Source organism: Polaromonas sp. JS666 (genome assembly GCF_000013865.1).
Lineage (GTDB): Bacteria > Pseudomonadota > Gammaproteobacteria > Burkholderiales > Burkholderiaceae_C > Polaromonas.
Window position 1 is genome coordinate 4,902,912 of the sequence record NC_007948.1, and the last position, 20,451, is coordinate 4,923,362.

20 protein-coding genes are annotated in these 20,451 nt (G+C 65.4%); 7 read left to right on the plus strand and 13 right to left on the minus strand.

Features of this window, described 5'->3' with window-relative positions; all coding sequences use genetic code 11:
* Window positions 1–196 precede the first annotated feature (196 nt).
* The 3 genes from dacB (at window position 197) to cutA (ending at window position 2,493) form a co-directional block, all read left to right on the plus strand.
* Entirely contained in the window at window positions 197–1,714 is a 1,518-nt protein-coding gene (gene dacB, locus BPRO_RS23125; RefSeq protein WP_011485492.1) for a D-alanyl-D-alanine carboxypeptidase/D-alanyl-D-alanine endopeptidase, read from the plus strand.
* Complete coding sequence (locus tag BPRO_RS23130; RefSeq protein ID WP_011485493.1) at window positions 1,711–1,986, plus strand: SemiSWEET family sugar transporter; 276 nt, start codon at window positions 1,711–1,713, stop codon at window positions 1,984–1,986. The genes dacB and BPRO_RS23130 overlap by 4 nt, the downstream gene beginning before the upstream one ends.
* Before the next feature lie 156 nt (window positions 1,987–2,142).
* The gene (cutA, locus tag BPRO_RS23135; RefSeq protein WP_011485494.1) at window positions 2,143–2,493 is read left to right on the plus strand and encodes a divalent-cation tolerance protein CutA; all 351 of its coding nucleotides are present in this window, start codon (window positions 2,143–2,145) and stop codon (window positions 2,491–2,493) included.
* A 12-nt stretch (window positions 2,494–2,505) separates the two neighbouring features.
* On the opposite strand, the gene BPRO_RS23140 is transcribed toward cutA, so the two are convergent.
* From BPRO_RS23140 to purE, 3 genes are read right to left on the minus strand one after another with little or no spacing between them, the layout of a single operon-like run.
* Window positions 2,506–3,501 carry an L-threonylcarbamoyladenylate synthase gene (locus BPRO_RS23140; protein WP_011485495.1) on the minus strand — a complete coding sequence of 332 codons (996 nt, stop codon included), beginning with the start codon at window positions 3,499–3,501 and terminating at the stop codon, window positions 2,506–2,508.
* Window positions 3,501–4,730, minus strand: a complete 1,230-nt coding sequence (locus tag BPRO_RS23145; protein WP_011485496.1) for a 5-(carboxyamino)imidazole ribonucleotide synthase — start codon at window positions 4,728–4,730, stop codon at window positions 3,501–3,503. Before BPRO_RS23145 ends, BPRO_RS23140 begins: the two co-directional genes overlap by 1 nt.
* Window positions 4,727–5,233: a 5-(carboxyamino)imidazole ribonucleotide mutase gene (purE, locus tag BPRO_RS23150; protein WP_011485497.1), complete on the minus strand. Its 507-nt coding sequence runs from the start codon at window positions 5,231–5,233 to the stop codon at window positions 4,727–4,729. The genes BPRO_RS23145 and purE overlap by 4 nt, the downstream gene beginning before the upstream one ends.
* 206 nt (window positions 5,234–5,439) lie before the next feature.
* On the opposite strand from purE, the gene trxA reads away from it, so the two are divergent.
* The gene (gene trxA, locus BPRO_RS23155; RefSeq protein ID WP_041389036.1) at window positions 5,440–6,339 is read left to right on the plus strand and encodes a thioredoxin; all 900 of its coding nucleotides are present in this window, start codon (window positions 5,440–5,442) and stop codon (window positions 6,337–6,339) included.
* A 192-nt stretch (window positions 6,340–6,531) separates the two neighbouring features.
* Here the strand turns inward: trxA and BPRO_RS23160 are convergent, their stop codons facing one another.
* The 4 genes from BPRO_RS23160 to BPRO_RS23175 all read right to left on the minus strand — a co-directional run bounded on the left by BPRO_RS23160 (window position 6,532) and on the right by BPRO_RS23175 (window position 10,836).
* Complete coding sequence (locus tag BPRO_RS23160) at window positions 6,532–7,440, minus strand: phosphoribosylaminoimidazolesuccinocarboxamide synthase (protein WP_011485499.1); 909 nt, start codon at window positions 7,438–7,440, stop codon at window positions 6,532–6,534.
* A 142-nt stretch (window positions 7,441–7,582) separates the two neighbouring features.
* The gene (gene fba, locus BPRO_RS23165) at window positions 7,583–8,647 is read right to left on the minus strand and encodes a class II fructose-bisphosphate aldolase (protein ID WP_011485500.1); all 1,065 of its coding nucleotides are present in this window, start codon (window positions 8,645–8,647) and stop codon (window positions 7,583–7,585) included.
* A 114-nt stretch (window positions 8,648–8,761) separates the two neighbouring features.
* Window positions 8,762–10,147, minus strand: coding sequence for a two-component sensor histidine kinase (locus tag BPRO_RS23170; RefSeq protein ID WP_011485501.1), 1,386 nt, complete (start codon window positions 10,145–10,147; stop codon window positions 8,762–8,764).
* Complete coding sequence (locus tag BPRO_RS23175; RefSeq protein WP_041389037.1) at window positions 10,144–10,836, minus strand: response regulator; 693 nt, start codon at window positions 10,834–10,836, stop codon at window positions 10,144–10,146. The genes BPRO_RS23170 and BPRO_RS23175 overlap by 4 nt, the downstream gene beginning before the upstream one ends.
* A gap of 250 nt (window positions 10,837–11,086) precedes the next feature.
* On the opposite strand from BPRO_RS23175, the gene BPRO_RS23180 reads away from it, so the two are divergent.
* Window positions 11,087–11,746, plus strand: a complete 660-nt coding sequence (locus tag BPRO_RS23180) for a phosphatase PAP2 family protein (RefSeq protein ID WP_232291588.1) — start codon at window positions 11,087–11,089, stop codon at window positions 11,744–11,746.
* A gap of 96 nt (window positions 11,747–11,842) precedes the next feature.
* On the opposite strand, the gene pyk is transcribed toward BPRO_RS23180, so the two are convergent.
* The 6 genes from pyk to def all read right to left on the minus strand — a co-directional run bounded on the left by pyk (window position 11,843) and on the right by def (window position 17,745).
* Window positions 11,843–13,276 carry a pyruvate kinase gene (gene pyk, locus BPRO_RS23185; RefSeq protein ID WP_011485504.1) on the minus strand — a complete coding sequence of 478 codons (1,434 nt, stop codon included), beginning with the start codon at window positions 13,274–13,276 and terminating at the stop codon, window positions 11,843–11,845.
* Between the two features lie 232 nt (window positions 13,277–13,508).
* Entirely contained in the window at window positions 13,509–14,702 is a 1,194-nt protein-coding gene (locus BPRO_RS23190; RefSeq protein WP_041389038.1) for a phosphoglycerate kinase, read from the minus strand.
* Window positions 14,703–15,003: 301 nt separating this feature from the next.
* Entirely contained in the window at window positions 15,004–15,339 is a 336-nt protein-coding gene (locus tag BPRO_RS23195; protein WP_011485506.1) for an AzlD domain-containing protein, read from the minus strand.
* Window positions 15,336–16,103 carry an AzlC family ABC transporter permease gene (locus tag BPRO_RS23200; RefSeq protein ID WP_011485507.1) on the minus strand — a complete coding sequence of 256 codons (768 nt, stop codon included), beginning with the start codon at window positions 16,101–16,103 and terminating at the stop codon, window positions 15,336–15,338. The genes BPRO_RS23195 and BPRO_RS23200 overlap by 4 nt, the downstream gene beginning before the upstream one ends.
* A gap of 7 nt (window positions 16,104–16,110) precedes the next feature.
* Entirely contained in the window at window positions 16,111–17,088 is a 978-nt protein-coding gene (gene fmt, locus BPRO_RS23205; RefSeq protein WP_041389039.1) for a methionyl-tRNA formyltransferase, read from the minus strand.
* Between the two features lie 135 nt (window positions 17,089–17,223).
* The gene (gene def / locus BPRO_RS23210) at window positions 17,224–17,745 is read right to left on the minus strand and encodes a peptide deformylase (RefSeq protein WP_011485509.1); all 522 of its coding nucleotides are present in this window, start codon (window positions 17,743–17,745) and stop codon (window positions 17,224–17,226) included.
* A 198-nt stretch (window positions 17,746–17,943) separates the two neighbouring features.
* Here def and BPRO_RS23215 point away from each other — a divergent pair, with 198 nt between their 5' ends.
* Entirely contained in the window at window positions 17,944–19,170 is a 1,227-nt protein-coding gene (locus tag BPRO_RS23215) for a LysM peptidoglycan-binding domain-containing protein (protein ID WP_011485510.1), read from the plus strand.
* Between the two features lie 99 nt (window positions 19,171–19,269).
* Complete coding sequence (gene dprA, locus BPRO_RS23220) at window positions 19,270–20,394, plus strand: DNA-processing protein DprA (RefSeq protein WP_011485511.1); 1,125 nt, start codon at window positions 19,270–19,272, stop codon at window positions 20,392–20,394.
* Window positions 20,395–20,451: the final 57 nt, after the last annotated feature.

Below are 20,451 nucleotides of genomic sequence, written 5' to 3' on the forward strand. Positions count from 1 at the left end.
CAGGCAAGGCCCAGAGCCAAATATTGGGGGCAAAAGTAGCTATCAAAATCATAGTTAATATCGTTGCGCCTGTTCGGCCCTGGCACCTGCCAGCCTGGTTGGCAGGCCGCCGTCGGCGAACACGCATCCGTTGATTATCCGGCCTGGCGGCCCACCCGGGGTTTTGCAGGGTCGGACCAACGCAGATAATCACCCCATGCTTTTCCACTCACCCCGCGCCCGCTTGAAGGCGCACCTGGCCGCCGGCCTGCTGGCCGGGCTGATCAGTCTGACAAGCATCCCGGCCGCCGCCCAGACAGCGGCCCAGGCCCTGCCCCCCGAAGTGGCGGCCCTGCTGGCGCAAGCCAGGGTGCCGCGCGACGCACTGGCCGCCGTGGTGGTGGACGCCGCACCGGCCCTGAATGGCCAGTCCGCCCCCCTGCTGAGCTGGCGCGCCAGCGCCGCCATGAACCCGGCCTCGGTCATGAAGCTGGTGACCACTTACGCCGCCCTGGAGCTGCTGGGCCCGTCATTCACCTGGAACACACCGGTGTATGTCGACGGCACCGTCGCGGATGGTGTGCTGCAGGGCAACCTCATCATTCAGGGCAGGGGCGACCCCAAGCTGGTGCTGGAGCGGCTGTGGCTGCTGCTGCGCCGGGTGCAGGGCCTGGGCATCAAGAGCATCACCGGCGACATCCTGCTGGACCGCAGCGCGTTTGCCCTCACCGCGCAAAACTCGGGCGACTTTGACGGCGAACCGCTGCGGCCCTACAACGCGGCGCCCGATGCGCTGCTGATCAACTACAAATCGGTGGTGATGACCTTTGCGCCCCATCCCGGCAGCGGCATCGCCAGCGTGAGCTTTGAGCCGCCCCTGGCCAATGTGCAGATGCAGGCCAGCGTGCCGCTGTCGGCGGGCCAGGGTGCAGGCGCTTCGCTGCTGGAGTGCGGCGACTACCGGGGACGGCTGAAAGCCGACTTCAGCGACCCGTTTCGCATCACCTTCAGCGGTAGCTACCCGGCAGGCTGCGGCGAAAAGGTCTGGCCCGTGGCCTACATCGACCCGACGAGTTATGCGGAGCGGGCCGTGGCGGGCCTGTGGCAGGACATGGGCGGGCGCCTGGGCGGCCGGGTCCGCGAGGGCCGCGCGCCCCTGGGCGTGAAGCCGGCCTTCGAGGTGGTGTCGCCGACGCTGGCCGAGGTGATTCGCGACATCAACAAATACAGCAACAACGTGATGGCGCAGCAGCTGTTCCTGACCCTGAGCCTGGTGCCGGGCCAGCCACGCCCGGGTGGCCTGGACGATGCGGCCAGCAATGAGGCCTCGCGCGAGGTGGTGCGCAGCTGGTGGCGCGAGCGCCTGGGCGAACAGGACATGCCGGTGCTGGACAACGGCTCAGGCCTGTCGCGGCTGGAGCGTGCCACTCCGCAGGGGCTGGCGCGGCTGCTGCAGACCGCCTATGTCTCGGGCGCCATGCCGGAGCTGATGGCCTCGCTGCCGATCAGCGGCGTGGACGGCACGCTCCGGCGCAGCAAATCGCGCATGTCGCAGGGCTGGGCTCACCTGAAATCCGGCTCCCTGCGCGACGCCAATGCGCTGGCCGGCTATGTGCACACGCCAAGCGGCCGGCGCCTGGTGGTGGTGGCCATCGTCAACCATCCGAATGCGCCGGCAGCGCGGCCCGCCCTGGAAGCGCTGGTGAACTGGGCGCTGAAGGAGGGCAGCAAATGAGCCTGCCGATCGACCTGACCGACCTGGTGGGCACGCTGGCCGCCTGCCTGACCACCCTGAGCTTTTTGCCGCAGGCCTGGCTCACCTTCAAGACGCGCGACGTACGGGGCGTCTCACTGGGCATGTACAGCGTTTTTGCGATCGGGGTGGCCCTGTGGCTGGCCTACGGCCTGCTGCTGCGCGCTTGGCCCATCGTGATCGCCAATGCGGCGACGCTGGCCCTGGCGCTGGCCATCCTCGGCATGAAACTAAGGTACCGCCGGAACCCTTGAAGTTATTCCAGCCTGGTGTGGACAAGCCTGTTGATGACCGGCGCACAAGCAGGTCACAATGCCATTTGGCGCGGGTCGCGCCTGTGCTGCCTGAATTTCGGGCAGTCGGCGGACCTGCGAATCCGGCAAGGTCCCAGCTTATTCCAGGAGGCCAGGATGCCGCTTGACACGCAAACCGGAATACAGGGCGCGACGCCCTACTGCATCGTGCTGACCACCACGGCCGACCTGGCGCAGGCCGAAACCCTGGCCCGCCAGATCGTCGAGGCGCGGCTGGGCGCCTGCGTCCAGCTTCAGCCGATCGAGAGCTTCTATGTGTGGAAGGATGAGCTGTGCCGATCACCCGAATACCGGCTGTCCATCAAGACGCGCCAAGACAGGTTCGAGGCGCTGGCGCAGTTCATCCGCGCGCACCATGGCAATGAAACGCCCGAGATCGTGCAGATCCCCATCACCGCAGGCTCCACCGACTACCTGCAATGGGTGGACGCGGGGACGCAGGAGTAGGTCCGTGCTCCTTCAGCTGGCGGCAGCCCGTGCCAGCCGGTCGCGCACACCGTCCCACGCTGCCGTGGCGGGCAGGTGTTCAATCCAGATCAGTTTCACGCCCTGGGCGTCAAAGTCGCGCAGCACGGCAAACAGCTGCTGCGCGGTGGCCGCTGCGTCGTCCGGCATGCGCCGGTACAGCACCTGATCGGACTTGATGCGCACGATGCTGCGGGCATAGATCGCGATGTGGGCGGCGTCCGCGCCCAGTAAATCCAGCGCGGTCTGTATCGCGCCGGCATCCATCAGGCGCACCTTGGCATGGGGCGCGTAGTGCGCCTCCAGCGTGCCGGAGGCGCGCGGCGCATCACCCAGGCCGGCCGCTTCCCGCGCCAGTTCGTCCTTGTCCAGCACCGGCTCGCCGCACGCGGCCTCCAGCTGCGCGCGCGTGAGCACGCCGGGGCGCAGCAGCACCGGGCGGCCGCGCGTGCAATCGACAATGCTTGACTCGATGCCGACCTCGCACGGTCCGCCATCGAGCACCAGCAAGCTGTCCCCAAACTCCTGCTGCACATGCTGCGCCGTGGTGGGGCTGACGCGGCCAAAACGGTTGGCGCTCGGCCCGGCCACGCCGGTGGCGCACGCCCGCAAAAAAGCCAGCGCCACCGGATGCGCGGGGCAGCGCAGCCCGATCGAGCCCTGGCCACCGGCAGCGGCTGCGGCCACACCTTCCCGGCGCGGCAATATCACGGTGAGCGGCCCGGGCCAGAAGGCCTGCATCAGGCGGGCCGCAAACGGCGGCACGCTGCTCGCGTAATCGGCCACCTGCTGCGCATCGGCCACATGCACGATCAGCGGATGGTTTGCGGGACGGCCCTTGGCTGAAAAAATGCCGGCCACGGCCTGGTCGCTTGAGGCATCGGCGCCCAAGCCATACACCGTTTCGGTCGGAAAACCCACCAGCCCGCCGGCCTGGATGCGGCGGGCGGCTTCATGAATGGCTTGGGGGTCGGTGCCGGGCAGGATCATCAGTGGTCTTCGAGGCCCGGCAGGCCGAGGATGGCAGCCGCCTTGCGCGCCGTGGCCTGCACGCCCGCGACATCGGCACCCGTGATGTTGAGGTGGCCCATCTTGCGGCCCGCACGCGCGTGCAGCTTGCCGTACAGGTGCAGATGGGCACCGGGCAGCGCCAGCACGGCCTGCCAATCGGGTGTGTGCTCCTTGCCCTGGGCATCGAACCACAGGTCGCCCAACAGATTGAGCATGATGGCGGGCGAATGCTGACGCGGTTGCGGCAGGGGCAGGCCGGCCATCGCATGCACCTGCAAGTCAAACTGCGAGACATCGCAGGCGTCCAGCGTGTAATGGCCGCTGTTGTGCGGGCGCGGCGCCATTTCATTGACCACCAGCGCGCCATGCTCGCTGCCGTCGTCAATCACGAAAAACTCGACGCACAGGATGCCGACATAGCCCACATGATCCGCTATGGATTTGGTCGCCGCAAGCGCCTGTACGGCAAGAGCCGAAGACATGTTTGACGCATAGGCATGGGTCACGGCCAGAATGCCGTCGACATGCACATTGCGCTGCGGCGGGAAGCTGACGATGCTGCCGTCCCAGCCTCGTGCCACCAGCACCGAGCATTCGGCCTTGAGCGGCAGCAACTGTTCGAGCACGCAGGGCACCTGCTTGAGCGCCGTCCAGGCGGCCAGAAGTTCCTCGCGGGTCCTGATGCGCATCTGGCCCTTGCCGTCGTAGCCCAGGCGGGCGGTTTTCAAAATGCCGGGCAACAGGGCATCGGGCACCGCCTCGACCGCGGCCGCACTGTCGATCACCGCGAAGGGCGCGCAGCTCACGCCCGAAATGCCGGCGCAGGCCACGAAGTGGTCTTTTTCGGCGATGCGGTCCTGCGCAATCGCCACGGCGGCGGCACCCGGTGCCACCGGCCGCGTGGCGGCCAGCGCGGTCAGCGCCTGGGCGGGCACGTTTTCAAATTCGGTGGTGATGGCGTCGCACTGCGCGGCCAGCTGCGCCAGCCCGTCGGCATCGTCGTAGGCGGTTTGAATGAAGTGGTGGCTCACATAGCCAGCCGGGCTGTGCGGGTCCGGGTCGAGCACGGTAGTGAAGTAACCCAGCCGCTGGGCGGCATGCACAAACATGCGGCCCAGCTGGCCGCCACCCATCACGCCAAGCGTGGCCGGACGGCCGTCGGCCGACACCGTACCGGGAAGCACAGGCAACAACGGTGCCGCGCTCATGCGGGAGGCAGCGTCATGGCGCGCGCGGCGGCGGTCTGCTCGGCGCGGAAAGCCTGCAGCTTGTCGGCCAGGGATTTGTCGTTCGTCGCCAGCATGGCCACCGCAAACAGCGCCGCATTGGCCGCCCCGGCATTGCCGATGGCAAACGTCGCCACCGGCACTCCCCTGGGCATCTGCACGATGCTGTGCAGCGAATCAACGCCCTGCAGGTGGTTGCTGGCCACCGGCACGCCCAGGATGGGCACCGCGGTTTTGGCGGCCAGCATGCCGGGCAGGTGCGCCGCACCGCCGGCACCGGCAATGATGGCCCGCAGGCCGCGCCCGGCAGCCTGCTCGGCATAGGCAAACAGCTCGTCGGGCATGCGGTGGGCCGACACCACGCGGGCCTCGTGCGCCACGCCGAACTGCTGCAGGATTTGCACGGCATGCTGCATGGTGGTCCAGTCGCTGCTGGAGCCCATCACCACGCCCACGAGGGGGCCGACCGGATTGTGCGTTGTCATAGTGGACTTTCAAGCCAAGAATTCTGCAAGTTCTGCGGGCGACTGCGCGCCCGGAACCTTTGATTTTAAGGGCTCGGGCCATGCCGCGATGCATGCTATCGTCTGACCTGCCGTGGATGGCCCCCGCCCGGGTGCGCGCCACAAAGCATTTGACAAGCCGCCCGCCGGCTGAAAACATCCTTCTAACCCCCATTTTTTGCCGCATCATGATTGACGTCACCCTTGCCAACTTTGAAGCGGAAGTCGTTGCCGCTTCCATGACCACCCCCGTGCTGATTGATTTCTGGGCGCCCTGGTGCGGCCCCTGCAAGTCGCTCGGGCCCATCCTGGAAAAGGTCGAGGTGGCCTACGCCGGGCGCTTCAAGCTGGTGAAGATCGATTCCGACCAGGAGCAGCAACTCGGCGCGGCCTTCGGCATCCGCAGCATTCCCACCTGCATCCTGATGATGAACGGCCAGCCGGTGGATGGCTTTGCCGGCGCCCTGACCGAAGGCAAGGTCAAGGAGTTTCTGGACAAGCATTTGCCGCCGGCGGAGGAACAGCCTGAAGAGCAGGAGCTTCAACTTGAAGAAGAAAGCACAGACCCCGCCGCCATCCTCGAAAAACTGCAACATGCCGTGGCGACCGACCCCGCCGACCACAACGCCCGCTTCGACTACGTCAAGCTGCTGCTGACCCTGGGACACGAAGACGACGCCAAGGTGGCCTTTGCACCGGTGATTTCCCAAACGTCGGTGGTGCGGCGTTTTGACTCGCTCAAACGCTGGATGGATGCTATTGATTTTGTAGCCATTAATGCACTCGGAGAAAGCGCATCAGCCGGATTTGATGCAAAAATCGCCGCCAACAAGCGGGACTTTGAAGCCCGCTTTGACAAGGCCCGCTGGCTGATGACGCAACAGCACTGGACCGAGGCACTGGACGAGCTGCTGGAGATCCTGATGCGCGACAAAAGCTGGAACGAGGAGCTGGCGCGCAAGACCTACATCGCCGTGCTCGACATCATGGAAACGCCCAAACCCAAGGTGGCCGACGGGCAGATTCCGCCCGAGGACCCCACGGTGGCCACCTACCGGCGCCGCCTGAGCAGCGTGATCTTGAGTTAACCCCCGTGGAGGCCTTCGGCCTCCTCCCCCTCGCAGGGGGCGGCGCCTAGGGCCGGCAAAGCCGGACCCTGGCCCCCACTGGGTTTGATGTCTTGTTAAGCAGGGGCCGCGGAACGGGCTTCGCCCGGCCGCAGGCGCCGCCCCCCTTGGGGGGTTCCGGCTACACGAAGTGAGCCGAGACAGGGGGGCTCTTTAACCCGCCAAGCGGGTTAAAGCCTCCTGATATTTGGCCGCGGTTTTTGCCACCACATCGGGCGGTAGCTGCGGCGAGGGCGGGGTCTTGTCCCAGGGCTTGCCGTTGATGCGCACGGCCTCCAGCCAGTCGCGCACGAACTGCTTGTCATAGCTGGGCGGGTTCAGCCCGGCTGCATAGGCGGCTTCGTAGCCTTCGATGGGCCAGTAGCGTGACGAATCGGGTGTCAGCACCTCGTCCATCAGCGTCAGCGTGCCGTTTTCGTCCAGGCCGAACTCGAACTTGGTGTCGGCAATGATGATGCCCTTGGTCAGCGCAAAGGCCGCCGCGGTCTTGTAAATTTCGATGCTGATCTTCTTGATCTGCGCGGCAAGCTCGGGGCCCACCACCTTCTCCACCTGCTCGTAGCTGATGTTCTCGTCATGCTCGCCGACCTCGGCCTTGGCGGCCGGCGTGAAGATGGGCTCCGGCAATTTGCCGGCGTTTTTCAGACCGGCAGGCAGCGGTACGCCGCAGACGGACTGGCTCTCCTGGTATTCCTTCCAGCCGCTGCCAGCCAGGTAGCCGCGCACCACGGCTTCCACCGGCAAGGGCTTGAGGCGCTTGACCAGCATGGACCGGCCGGTGACCTGGGGCAGCTCCGCGGCCGTGACCACGCTCTCGGGCGCCTCGCCCGTGAGGTGGTTGGGGCAGAGGTGGCCCAGCTTGGCAAACCAGAACAGCGCCATCTGGGTGAGCAGCGCGCCCTTGCCGGGAATCGGCTCGCCCAGGATCACATCAAACGCGCTCAGGCGGTCGCTGGCCACCATCAGCAGCCGGTCTTGGCCCACGGCGTAGTTGTCGCGCACCTTGCCGCGGGCAAGCAGGGGCAGGGAAGTCAGAGCGGAGGTGTGGAGCGCAGCAGTCATTGCTTGGTGTCTTGGTGGGTGGAAAAGTGAAAAAGCCCGCGCGGCTCAAGGCATGCACGGGCTTTGAATTATCGCCAATCCGGAGAAGGCGGGAAAGCGGAAAAAGACGGAAAAGGGGCGAAAACAGGCAGCGACAGTTGCCTTAATGCACGACCTGGGCCAGTTCGCCCTTGGCGTATTTGGCCGCCACGACCGACAGGCTCTCGCCCTTGATCTTGCTGGCCTGGCCCTCGCAGCCGAACTCGATGTAACGCTGCTTGCAGATGGCCTTGGCGGCGGCGGTGGCCGGCTTGAGCCATTCGCGCGGGTCGAATTTGCTGGGGTTCTCGGCCATGAATTTGCGCGTGGCAGCTGTCATCGCCAGGCGGATGTCGGTGTCGATGTTGATCTTGCGCACGCCGAACTTGATGGCCTTCTGGATTTCTTCCACGGGCACGCCGTAGGTTTCCTTCATGTCGCCGCCGTAGTTGCGGATGATGGCCAGCAGGTCCTGCGGCACGCTGGACGAGCCGTGCATCACCAGGTGGGTGTTGGGGATGCGGCGGTGGATTTCCTTGATGCGCTCGATGGCCAGGATGTCACCGGTGGGCTTGCGCGTGAACTTGTAGGCGCCGTGACTGGTGCCGATGGCAATGGCCAGCGCATCCAGCTGGGTGCGCTTGACGAAATCGGCCGCCTGCTCGGGGTCGGTCAGCAGCTGGTCGTGCGTCATGACGGCATCGGTGCCATGGCCATCTTCCTTGTCGCCCTGCATGGTTTCCAGGCTGCCCAGGCAACCGAGCTCGCCCTCGACCGAGACGCCGGTCGCATGGGCCATTTCAACCACCTTGCGGGTGACATCGATGTTGTAGTCGTAGTCGGCAATGGTCTTGCCGTCGGCCATCAGCGAGCCGTCCATCATGACCGAGCTGAAGCCCAGCTTGATGGCGCCCAGGCACACATCGGGGCTCTGGCCATGGTCCTGGTGCATCACCACGGGGATGTGCGGAAAACTCTCGACAGCGGCCTGGATCAGGTGCTTCAGGAAACCTTCGCCGGCATACTTGCGCGCACCGGCGCTGGCCTGCATGATCACCGGGGCGTTGACTTCGTCCGCCGCCTGCATGATGGCGGTGACCTGCTCAAGGTTGTTGACGTTGAAAGCCGGAATGCCATACGTGTTGACTGCCGCATGGTCCAGCAGCTCGCGCATCGAAACGAGTGCCATGTTCGAATCCCCAGAAAGTTAAAACACTGTAAAAAACGGTGGGTCCTGCGGCCGCCAGACAGCGCAGGCGCTGTGTTCAGGGGCTGTAACCGCGAAGTAACCAAGGGCCTGATTCTACCGTTTGCCGGGGGTCGGCCTGTGTAGGTCAGGGACGACAAAAGTCAGGCGATAGCAGCGTCCGCCGGCCGTAGAAGGTGAGGAGGCGGGCGCCAGCGCAAAGCTGCCGCCATGGATATCCATGACGCGGCCCGCGATTTTATGCCCCAGCCCCAGCCGTTCGGTGGAGCGTGGCCGGGCACTCTGCCCGGTGCCGCCGCGGCCGGCGCCGTCATCACACACCTCCAGCCAAGCCTGCCCGGCTGCGGCACCCCACCGGACAGACACGGCGGTGCCACCCGGGGTGTGCTGCAGGGCGTTGTCGATCAGGTTGCGCAGCGCCAGTTCCAGCAACAGCGGGTGCGCAAGCACCTGCAGCCCCTCATCGCCGTGCACGCTCAGCTGGTGGCCGCTTTTCCAGGCCGCCTGCGCATAGCCGGCCACCACCTGGCGGGCCCATGCGCCCAGGTCCAGCAGGGTCATCTGCTGCTGCAGATCGGCCCGGCTGGCGCGCGCCAGCGCCAGCAGCTGGGTGATGACATGGCCGGCCCGCATGGCGTCAGCGCTGATTTGCTGCAGCGCCTCCTCATGGGCCTGCGCGGTCAGCGGTTTTCTGAGCGAAGCGGCCTGCAGCGCGATGGAGGACAGCGGTGTCCTCAATTCATGGGCAATTTCACTGGCAAGTTGCCGCTCCCGTTCCAGTGCCGCCTGCTGCTGGCCCACCAGCCGGTTGATGGACAGGACCACCGAATTGAATTCACGGTAGGGATGGCGTGCCTGCAGACGCTCCGCCTTGTCGACCTCCAACTCGGCGACATCGCGCGACAGGGCCTGCAGCGGGCGCAGACCGCGCCAGATGGCGGCGCCCAATGCCAGCGCCACCACCGGCAGCAGCCACAGCCCGGGTTCGGCGACCTGGCCCGCCAGGTCAGCGGCCAGCTCGTCACGTTCCTCGGCCTTCACCAGCACCATCACCTGCCGGCCACCGCTGCTGTCCCATTGCGAAAAGCTTCGCCAGGCCACAGCCGGCGTGCCCAGCTGCAGGTCCGCAAAACCGTCACGCCTGGCAAAGGGCGGCAGCGGCGCTTCCCCGGAGCGGCTCAGCAATCGCCCGCTGGCGTCCCAGGCGACAACACTCAGCGAGGGCTGGTAGTCGTGGCTTTTCAGTGCCGGACTGGCCGTCCGGTCCGTTTCGTGAGCCGTCTCGATGAACGGCGGCAGGTTCAAGTTGATCATCAGGGCCGCCGTGCCGACGAGGTTCCCGTCGGTCAGCTCGGCCGCTTCATGGATACCGGTGCGGTAGCCGACCACGATGAAGCTGCCCCAGACCAGGAACAGCGCTGCCAGCACCCACAGCAGCAGGCGACGCGTCAGCGAGGCCTGCCGGCTCGCCGTACGCTTCATGCCCGGTCATCCTGGGGTATGAAATAACCCACGCCGCGCAGGGTCTGGATCAGCCCCTCGCCCAGCTTGCGGCGCAAATGGTGGACATGCACCTCCACCGCATTGCTGCCAACCGCATCCTCCCAGTTGTACAGGCGCGCTTCGAGCTGCTGGCGCGACAACACCCGGCCGCGCGACTCCAGCAGGAGCAGCAGCAAGGTGAATTCACGGGGCGCCAGCTCGACCGCCTGGCCGGCGCGCAGCACGGTGCGGGCTGCGGGGTCAATCACCAGCTCGCCATGGACCAGCAAGGGATGGGCGCGGCCCGCGGCGCGGCGCAGCAGCGCGCGCATGCGGGCCTCCAGTTCATCCAGGTCAAAGGGCTTGACGAGGTAGTCGTCGGCGCCCAGGTTCAGCCCCGAAATACGGTCAGCCACCTGGTCGCGCGCCGTCATGATGAGCACCGGCGTCAGCGGATCCGGCAGCCGGCCATCGGCGCTTTTGACCTGCCGGATACGCTGCAACAGATCGCCGCCGTCCCCATCCGACAGGCCAAGGTCGAGCAGGACCAGGTCGAAAGGCTCGCTGCACAGGGCCATCCAGGCGGACGCTACCGTGTCGCACACATCGACCGCATAGCCGCGTTGCTGCAGATTGGTCCGCAGCCCCGCGGCAATACCGGCATCGTCTTCGACCACGAGAATTCGCATATTCCTATTGTCGACGCTCCGGCGCATTGCCGGCCGTCCGCATGCTTGGGTGCTTTGGTTGCTTCAAGTAGCTCATGTTGAGCTCATATTGGCTTGTCCAGCTTAAGGATTGGTTAAGGCGCCCCGGCTATCGTGCGGTCTCCGCCTGGCACTCAACCCCTGCATGACCCCCTCACCCCCCGCCCCACTTCCCGGTCGCCCCGCTGCGCCCCATCTTTTCCTCTGGTCCGTGTGCAGCCTCCTGTTGCTGATGCTCTGGGACTATTCGGGACTGGACCTGTGGCTGGCGCACTGGTTTGGGTCGGCCCGGGGATTTCCCCTGCAAGACCACTGGCTGTGGCGGGGACTGCTGCATGACGGCATTCGTCCCCTGCCGTGGCTGCTCGAGCTGGGCTTGCTGGCGGCCATTGTCTGGCCGGTGGTCGCCCTCAGGCAATTGGCACCCGAACGGCGGGCTCAGCTGGCCCTGACCACGCTGCTTGCATTGCTGGCGATTTCCGGCATGAAGCTGCACAGCCATACCAGTTGCCCCTGGGACCTGCAGCAATTTGGCGGCGTGGCCAAGCATGTGTCGCACTGGGCCTGGGGCGTTTCGGATGGCGGCGGCGGACACTGCTTTCCGGCGGGGCATGCCTCGGCGGGCTTTGCCTTTCTGGGCGGCTTTTTTGCCTTTCGGCATGCCCTGCCCGCTACGGCACGCCGCTGGCTGGCCGGCGCGATGCTGGCCGGTTTTGCGCTGGGCCTTGCACAGCAGGTGCGCGGCGCCCACTACATGAGCCACACCCTCTGGACCGCGTGGCTTTGCTGGGCCACGGCGGCCCTGGTGGAGAACATCGTCAGCCAGATGCTTTCACAAAGGCCGTCACCGGCTCGGGCACAGGCGCCCACGCTCGCAACATTGAAGCCATAGATCCCAGCAGGGGCCGCGGGACTGGCTTCGCCAGACCGCAGGCGCAGCGGCCCCCTCGGGGGGCAGCGACCCACACGAAGTGGGGGAGCGTGGGGGCTAAGCTACTCTGCAGATCTTGAGCATGTTGGTACCGCCGGGCGCACCCATCGGCTCACCGCAGGTGATGGCATACACGTCGCCACTCTGCACGATATTGCGGCGCAGCAGGTGGCCTTCGGCCTGTGCCAGAGCGGTGTCGCGGTCGGCGCTGGTGTCCATGAGCAGGGGACGCACATTGCGGTAAAGCGCCATCCTGCGCTGCGTGGCCAGGTGCGGGGTCAGGGCATAGATGGGTACGCGGATGTCATGGCGGCTCATCCAGAGAGGCGTGGAGCCGCTGTCCGTCAGCGCCACGATCGCCTTGGCCCCCAGGTGGTGGGCCGTGAACAGGGTGCCCATGGCAATCGATTGGTCGATACGGGTGAAGGTCTTGCCGGTGAAGTCCGCTTCCAGTTCCTTGTACTCGGCTTTCTCGGCTTCCTCGCAAATCTTGGCCATTTCCTCCACCGTCTCGAGCGGATATTTGCCGGCTGCGGTTTCGGCGCTGAGCATCACCGCGTCGCTGCCGTCGAGCACGGCATTGGCCACGTCGCTGACCTCGGCGCGCGTGGGTACCGGATTGACGATCATGCTTTCCATCATCTGCGTGGCAGTGATGACGACCTTGTCGAGCGCCCGGGCCATCTTGATCATGCGTTTTTGCAGGGCCGGCACTGCCGCGTTGCCCACTTCAATCGCCAGGTCGCCGCGGGCCACCATGATGGCGTCACTGACGCGCAGGATTTCTTCCAGCTTGGGAATGGCTTCGGCCCGCTCGATCTTGGCGATCAGGCCGGGCTTGTGCTTGTAGGGCGCGGCCGCCACATCGCACAGCTGGCGCGCCATTTCCATGTCGGTGGCATTTTTTGGAAAGCTCACGGCCACATAGTCGGCCCGAAAGCTCATCGCGGTCTTGATGTCTTCCATGTCCTTGGCCGTCAGCGCGGGGGCCGTCAGGCCGCCGCCCTGCTTGTTGATGCCCTTGTTGTTGGACAGGTCGCCGCCGAGCTTGACGATGGTGTGCACTTCCTCGCCGCGCACCGCCTCCACCGTCAGCACAATCAGGCCGTCGTTGAGCAGCAGCACATCGCCCGCCTTCACATCCCGCGGCAGCTCTTTGTAGTCCAGACCCACACCCTTGAGGTCGCCGGGTTCGGTGCGGGAGGCATCGAGGATGAATTTCTCGCCGGCCTCGAGCCGCACCTTGCCTTCGGCAAATTTGCCGACACGGATTTTCGGGCCCTGCAGGTCGGCCATGATGGCCACTTCACGGCCGGCGCGCTGGGCGGCTTCGCGCACCAGCTTTGCCCGGTCGACATGGTCCTGCGCCGTGCCATGGCTGAAATTCAGGCGCACCACATTGACACCTGCGCGAATCATTTTTTCCAGCAGGACAGGGTCGCTGGAAGCGGGCCCGAGGGTGACAACGATCTTGGTAGCGCGACTTGGCATGAATGTCTCCTGTAATTTAGTTCCCGATTTTCACACGAAAAAGTTACCAAACCGGTACCAACTGCGGCGCGCACGCGGGCTTGCGGGATCGCAGCCCCCTTCAGGCCGGTCGGTACAAGCCAACCATGCGGTGCAGAAAAAAGGGTGCCGAAGCACCCTTTTTTGGGAAGAAAAGATCGATGGCGCCCATTAAACCTTGGCTTATCGCTACCAAATCAGGAGCGCAAAGACTCTAGCCGGCGGCCCGCTTCTGCAGGATTTCGAAGGCTGGCAGCGTCTTGCCTTCCAGCACCTCCAGGAATGCGCCGCCCCCCGTGGAGATGTAGCCCACCTGTTTCTCGATGCCGTATTTGGCGATGGCAGCCAGCGTGTCGCCACCACCGGCAATCGAAAAGGCGCTGCTGTCGGCGATCGCCCGGGCAATGCCTTCGGTACCGCGCGAAAAAGCATCAAACTCGAACACGCCCACCGGGCCATTCCAGACAATGGTGCCAGCCGCCTTGAGCTGCGCCGCCAACCGGGCCGTGGTCTCGGGGCCGATGTCCAGGATCAGGTCGTCGTCTTCCACGTCGGTGGCGGCCTTGACGGTGGCCGTGGCATCGGCCGCGAAGGTCTTGGCCGTGACCACGTCGGTGGGGATGGGCACCGCAGCGCCGCGTGCCTTCATGGCCTCGATCACGGCACGGGCCTCGGGCAGCAGGTCGGCCTCCGCCAGGCTTTTGCCAATCTTCAGGCCGGCCGCCAGCATGAAGGTGTTGGCGATGCCGCCGCCCACGATCAGCTGGTCCACATTGCTGGCCAGGGACTTGAGGATGGTCAGCTTGGTCGAGACCTTGCTGCCCGCGACGATCGCGACCAGCGGCCTGCGCGGGTTGGACAGCGCCGTCGAAATCGCGTCCATCTCGGCGGCCAGCAGCGGCCCGGCGCTCGCTACCTTGGCGTATTGCGCAATGCCATAGGTCGAGGCCTCGGCGCGGTGGGCGGTGCCAAACGCGTCGTGCACAAAGATGTCGCACAGGGCGGCCATCTTGCGGGCCAGCGCTTCGCTGTTTTTCTTCTCGCCGGGGTTGAGGCGGCAGTTCTCCAGCAACACCAGCTGCCCGGGCTGGACGTCCACGCCGTCCACCCACTGGGTGACCAGCGGAATCTCGCGCTTCATCAGCTCGCCCAGGCGTTTGGCCACCGGGGCCAGCGAGTCGGCCGGCTTGAATTCGCCCTCCACCGGACGCCCGAGGTGGGAGGTCACCATCACGGCCGCACCCGCGTCCAGCGCCATTTGCAGGCAGGGAATGGAGGCACGTATGCGCGTGTCTTCGGTGATGGCGCCGCTGTCATCCTGCGGCACGTTCAGGTCGGCACGGATGAAAACGCGCTGGCCGGCGGCCTTGCCGCTGGCACACAGGTCGGAAAAACGGATGAAATTCATGGATCGCTCGCAAGTGAAATAAGCTGGCCAACACGGCCGAAGCCTTAAATTGTAGGTCGGTGTATAGGCCCACCCCCGTCCAGTCTCACTTCGTGTAGCCTGTTCCCCCCTCAGGGGGCGGCGCCTGCGGTCTGGCAAAGCCAGTCCCGCGGCCCCTGCTGGCGTGAAATCGGGCGACGGCTGAAGTTAGGGACTCTTCAACCAAGCATGAGCCCCGGAACCGGCTTTGCCGGGCCGGAGGGCGGGCGGCCCCCTCGGGGGGCAGGGAGCTACACGCAGTGAGCGACCGTGGGGGTCATCCTCACCAGCCCATCCCCATGTGCAGCGGCAGGTAAACCGCCATGCCGGCGAGGATGGTGCCCAGCACGCCGTGGCGCCAGTAGTACCAGGCGGTGCCGGCCACCACGGCAAACAGTCTGGCGTCTTTCCAGCTGGCGATCAGGTGGCCTTGGGTCATAACCATTTCGGGCACGATCACCGCCGCCAGCGCTGCGATGGGCGCATAGTGCAGCCCACGCTGCGCCCAGGCGGGCAAAGTCCAGGGTTTGCTGGAGAGAAAAAAGAAGGAGCGGGTGATCACGGTCATCAGCGCCATGCCGACGATGGTGGCCACGGTCCAGAGATCGGTCTTGCTCATACCGCTCCTCCCGTTTCACCAGCTTCACCCGATTTCGCGGGCTTGGGCGAGGCAGTCCGGGCCCGCACCGGCTTTTCCAGCATCAGGCAGACCGCCACCGCCGCCGCGATGGCCACCAGGATGTTGAGCTTGAGCGGCAGGGCAAAAGCCGCGACGGCAGCCGCACCAGCCACCCCGGCAGACACGACGCGCAGCCGCGTGGTGGCCAGCGAACACAGGATGCCGAGCAGCGCCAGGATGCCGGCAAAGCCCAGCCCCCACGACAGCGGAATGGCGTTGGCCAGCGCAATGCCGAGCAGGCTGGCGCCCACCCAGCTGGCCCAGTTGATGGCCGAGTTACCGGCCAGGTACGCCTCCTGCGCACGCCGGGCGACCGGATCCGTCGTGGGATGCGGAAAGCGCCTGGTGAACAGCACATAGCTGAGATCGGCCGTCAGGTAGCCGCTGAGCATGCGGCGCCAGATGTTCTGGTGCATCACGTAGGGGCGCAGGTGCGCGCTGAACACCACAAAACGCAGGTTGACGCAAAACGCCGTGGCCAGGATGACCCACATGGGCGCACCGACGGCAATCAGGGGAACGGCCGCCAGCTGCGAACTCCCGGCAAAAACCAGTACCCCCATGAGCAGTGCTTCGGTCAGGCTCAGGCCCGACTTGATCATCGCCACCCCGGTCATCAGTCCCCAGGCGGCAATACCGGGCGCGACTGGAGCCAGGTCGCGCACACCCACCCGAAACTCCGGGTGCTTGAACAATGAACTCACAAAAACCTCATTCCGTCTGAGTGGGATTGAACACCATGCCGGGACGGATCTCGAACCCGCGCAGAAAATCGGCCGCCTCCAGCGCCTTGCCGCCCGCTTTTTGCAGGCGGGTCACACGCACCAGGGCATCGGCAGCGCAGATGTCGATACCCTCGGGGCCGGCGGCGACCACCTGGCCGGGCAGCACGCCCACCGGCCGCAGCGCACCGGCCGGCACCGCCGCGCGCCAGAATTTGATGGTTTCGCCGTCCAGCACACCGGCGGCGCCGGGGAAAGGATTGAAAGCGCGAATGCGGCGCTCCAGCGCGGCTGCGCTGCGGGTCCAGTCCAGCAGGGCCTCGTTTTTTTCGATCTTGTGGGCGTATGTGATGCCTTCGGAGGGCTGGACAAGGGGCCGGAGCGCGCCGCCTGCGGCTAGTTCCAGGGCGTTCACAATCAGTCGCCCACCCAGCCCGGCCAGCCTGTCGTGCAGCGATGCCGTCGTGTCCTCCGGGCCAATGGTCAGCTTCTCCAGCAGCAGCATGTCACCCGTGTCGAGGCCGGCATCCATCTGCATGATGGTGACGCCGGTCTGTGCGTCACCGGCTTCGATGGCCCGGTGAATCGGTGCGGCGCCGCGCCAGCGCGGCAGCAGTGATGCGTGGATATTCAGGCAGCCGAGCCGGGGTGCATCAAGCACCCATTGCGGCAGGATCAGTCCGTAGGCTGCGACCACCATCACGTCGGCGCGCGCCGCCTCGATGGCAGTTCTGGCGGCCGCCGCATCGTCGGGGTATTTGCCGTCCAACCGCAGGCTGCGGGGCTGCGCTACCGGGACCTGATGGCTCTGCGCCCACTGCTTCACGGCTGACGCCTGCAGCTTCATGCCGCGCCCGGCGGGCCGGTCGGGCTGCGTCAGCACGAGCGGGATGTCAAAACCGGCGGCCTGCAGACTTGCCAGTGCCACGCGGGCAAACTCAGGGGTACCGGCAAAAATGACGCGCATGAAGCAGGATTCTAAAGACTCACCGGGGAAAACCCGGAGGGACGCCTGCAAAGCCCCGGCAATACGGTCCCCCGGGCAGATCCCGGCCGGGAACATAACCAGCGGAAGGCCCCTTGGCGGTACCGCGGTGGCGCGTCAGCGGGCGGACTCCCGCTCCTCGTCTTTTTTCTGCTTGATCATCTTGGTCTTGATGCGGTTGCGCTTCAAGGGAGACAGGTATTCCACGAACACCTTGCCCATCAGGTGATCCATCTCATGCTGGATACAGACCGCCAGCATGCCCTCGGCGGCATGAACCTGCAGCTTGCCGTCCAGATCCAGCGCCTGCACCTTGACCGCGACCGAGCGCTCGACGCCGTCATAAATGCCGGGCACCGACAGGCAGCCCTCGTCGCCCACCCGGGTTTCGGGGCTGGCCCACAGGATCTCGGGGTTGATCAGGACCAGGGGTTGGTCGCGGTCTTCGCTCACGTCGATCACAATCAGGCGCTCGTGCACATCGACCTGCGTGGCTGCCAGGCCGATGCCTGCCGCTTCATACATGGTGTCAAACATGTCGCTGGCAAGCTGGCGCAGGCGGGCATCTACGGCGCCCACGGGTTTGGCAATCGTGTGTAAACGCGGGTCGGGATAACGGAGGATGGTCAATTGAGTCATGGATGCAAATGGTCAGGTGTCGCTATTTTCGCCACTTTTCCCTGTTTTTGCGCATTCCGATATTCCCAGAATCGCGTAATCGTTGCTTAATCAAGGGCTTAGGTACAGAATCGTTAGTAATTTATCAAGATAAGAACACGGCTTTTTTCATCCAGGGAGAACCGTGCCAGCCTGGTTTTAGCGCTTAAGGCCTTCAAGATGCAAACTATTTTTGGTCGTTTCAGTCATATTTCAATAGCCGCCTCCCTGGTCGGCACGGCCCTCTGGGGTGTCACCCCCGGCCTTCAGGCGCAGAATTTCCCCATCACCCCCGGCCAGAAGGCCACGGCCACCCAGGTTGCCGAGGCCGGCGTTCCCCTCAGCGAGCTGGCACCCAATGCGCCGGACGAGTACACCGTCAAGCGGGGCGACACGCTATGGGCCATTTCGGGCATGTTCCTGAAAAGCCCATGGCGCTGGCCCGAACTCTGGGGCATGAACCTGCAGGACATCCGGAATCCGCACCGTATTTACCCCGGCCAGCAGCTTTACCTGGACAAGACCGGCGGACGTGCCACGCTGCGCGCACGCCAGGCGGCAGACGGCCCGCCCACCGATACCATCCGTGTCTCGCCCCGGACCCGCTCCGAAGCACTGGCTGACGCGGCGATCCCGACCTTGCCGGCCAATGTGATCGAGCCCTTCCTGGCCGAACCCCTGATTGTGGATGCAGCCACCTTCGCCACCGCTCCGCGCATTGTGGCCGCCCAGGAAGGCCGCGTCCTGCTGAGTCGGGGCGACCGCGCCTACGCACGCGGCGCTTACAGCGATGGCGTCACCGGCAAAACCCTGAGTGATGCCAAAGGCGAACCGCTGGACTACCGCGTGTTTCGCAATGCCACGCCCCTCAAAGACCCCACCACCAAGGAAATCCTGGGCTACGAAGCCCAGTTTGTCGGCAAAGCCGAACTGGTTCGCGGCGAATCGAGCCACAGCGCCAGCAGCGACGGCAAGACGCCCGCCGAAATCGTGCCTGCCACCATCGACATCGTGGTTGCCAAGGAAGAAATGCGGGTGGGCGATCGCCTGATTGCCGAGCCGCCGCGTGAACTGCTCAGTTACGTGCCCCATGCGCCCGTCCTGCCGATGGAGGGCCAGATCGTCTCTGTCTATGGCAGCGCAGTCCAGTACGCCGCAGAAAACCAGGTGGTGGTCATCAACCGGGGCATCCAGGACGGGCTGGAGCGCGGCAATGTGATGGCCATCCTCAAGAATGGCGAGCGCCTGACCGATCGCACCGATCAGGCCAAGCCCCAGATCAAGCTGCCCAACGAGCGCAACGGCCTGCTGATGGTTTTCAAGACCTTCGACAAGCTGTCCTACGCGCTGGTGCTGCAAATCGTTGACGGCGTCAAGGTAGGTGACCGTTTCGTCAACCCCAACTGAGCACCGACCCCGACCCAGCCTCCACAGCGGAATCCTGCAGCGTCCAGTGGCCTGAGCGGCCATTGACGCCACTTTGCTGGCCGGACGGGTTTACTTTCCTTGGACACACAAGAACTCCGCGCCTGGTTGCGCCTGACCCTGACGCCCGGTGTTGGCAACGAGACCGCGCGCCAGCTGCTGGCCACGTTCGGATCTGCCCAGGCGGTTTTCGGTCAGACCACGGCCACCTTGCGGGCGCTGGGCTCCGAGCGGCTCGCCAGCGCCATTCAGACGGAACCCGCGCAACTGGGCAAGCTGCTGCAGACCACACTGGACTGGCTGCAACAGGCCGACGACCGCCGTGTAGCCACCCTGGGGGATGCCGGCTACCCGTCGGCCCTGCTCAACATCGAAGACCCCCCTTTGATGCTCTACATGATGGGCAGCCTGGTCAGATCGTCGCAGGCAGCCGCACAGGGCATGGCAAACAACCTGGCCATCGTCGGCAGCCGCAATCCCACGCCGCAGGGCGAGGCGAATGCCCGGCAGTTTGCAAAAGCACTGAGCGGCGCAGGCCTGTGCATCGTGTCCGGTCTGGCGCTGGGCATAGACGGCGCCGCTCATGACGGGGCCCTGCTCGGAGGCGGGCAGACGATTGCCGTGGTGGGCACCGGACTCGACCGGGTTTATCCGAAGCGGCACCTGGCCCTGGCGCACCGCATTGCGCAGCAAGGGATGCTCATCAGCGAATTCCCGCTGGGCACGCCGCCGCTGACGCCCAACTTTCCGAAGCGCAACCGCATCATCTCCGGGCTGTCCCGGGGGACGCTGGTGGTGGAAGCGGCGCTGCAATCGGGCTCGCTGATCACGGCGCGGCTGGCGGCAGAGCAGGGCAAAGAGGTTTTTGCCATTCCCGGCTCGATTCATTCGCCCCAGTCTCGCGGTTGCCATGCGCTGATCAAGCAGGGCGCCAAGCTGGTCGAGGTGGCACAAGATATCCTCGAAGAGTTGAATCTGCCACTGCCCGGCGCGGCCACCAGCCGACACACGTCCGGGCAGACGGTGGACGATGCCGAAGACCCGCTCATGACTGCGCTGGGCTTTGACGCCGTCAGCCTGGACGCCCTGCAGGCCAGGACCGGGCTGGACACTGCCCGGCTTCAGGCGGACCTGCTGGAGCTTGAGCTCAGCGGCCAGGTCACACGCCTGCCAGGGGGCTTGTTCCAGCGCATGGCGGCTAGCTAGTGCAGTTGCACGCTATCTGGAACATAAAACCGCGTGGTTTGCGCCTTGCCCTGACTC

Bases quoted from the DNA above. Each gene is read 5' to 3' on its own strand.
- BPRO_RS23180 (WP_232291588.1), top strand. From the start codon at position 11,087: ATGCTCTGGGACTATTCGGGACTGGACCTGTGGCTGGCGCACTGGTTT.
- BPRO_RS23145 (WP_011485496.1), bottom strand. From the start codon at position 4,730: ATGAGCGCGGCACCGTTGTTGCCTGTGCTTCCCGGTACGGTGTCGGCC.
- BPRO_RS23215 (WP_011485510.1), top strand. From the start codon at position 17,944: ATGCAAACTATTTTTGGTCGTTTCAGTCATATTTCAATAGCCGCCTCC.
- BPRO_RS23170 (WP_011485501.1), bottom strand. From the start codon at position 10,147: ATGAAGCGTACGGCGAGCCGGCAGGCCTCGCTGACGCGTCGCCTGCTG.
- BPRO_RS23140 (WP_011485495.1), bottom strand. From the start codon at position 3,501: ATGATCCTGCCCGGCACCGACCCCCAAGCCATTCATGAAGCCGCCCGC.
- BPRO_RS23130 (WP_011485493.1), top strand. From the start codon at position 1,711: ATGAGCCTGCCGATCGACCTGACCGACCTGGTGGGCACGCTGGCCGCC.
- trxA (WP_041389036.1), top strand. From the start codon at position 5,440: ATGATTGACGTCACCCTTGCCAACTTTGAAGCGGAAGTCGTTGCCGCT.
- pyk (WP_011485504.1), bottom strand. From the start codon at position 13,276: ATGCCAAGTCGCGCTACCAAGATCGTTGTCACCCTCGGGCCCGCTTCC.
- BPRO_RS23160 (WP_011485499.1), bottom strand. From the start codon at position 7,440: ATGACTGCTGCGCTCCACACCTCCGCTCTGACTTCCCTGCCCCTGCTT.
- fba (WP_011485500.1), bottom strand. From the start codon at position 8,647: ATGGCACTCGTTTCGATGCGCGAGCTGCTGGACCATGCGGCAGTCAAC.
- BPRO_RS23190 (WP_041389038.1), bottom strand. From the start codon at position 14,702: ATGAATTTCATCCGTTTTTCCGACCTGTGTGCCAGCGGCAAGGCCGCC.
- def (WP_011485509.1), bottom strand. From the start codon at position 17,745: ATGACTCAATTGACCATCCTCCGTTATCCCGACCCGCGTTTACACACG.
- dacB (WP_011485492.1), top strand. From the start codon at position 197: ATGCTTTTCCACTCACCCCGCGCCCGCTTGAAGGCGCACCTGGCCGCC.
- BPRO_RS23175 (WP_041389037.1), bottom strand. From the start codon at position 10,836: ATGCGAATTCTCGTGGTCGAAGACGATGCCGGTATTGCCGCGGGGCTG.
- purE (WP_011485497.1), bottom strand. From the start codon at position 5,233: ATGACAACGCACAATCCGGTCGGCCCCCTCGTGGGCGTGGTGATGGGC.
- cutA (WP_011485494.1), top strand. From the start codon at position 2,143: ATGCCGCTTGACACGCAAACCGGAATACAGGGCGCGACGCCCTACTGC.
- fmt (WP_041389039.1), bottom strand. From the start codon at position 17,088: ATGCGCGTCATTTTTGCCGGTACCCCTGAGTTTGCCCGCGTGGCACTG.
- BPRO_RS23195 (WP_011485506.1), bottom strand. From the start codon at position 15,339: ATGAGCAAGACCGATCTCTGGACCGTGGCCACCATCGTCGGCATGGCG.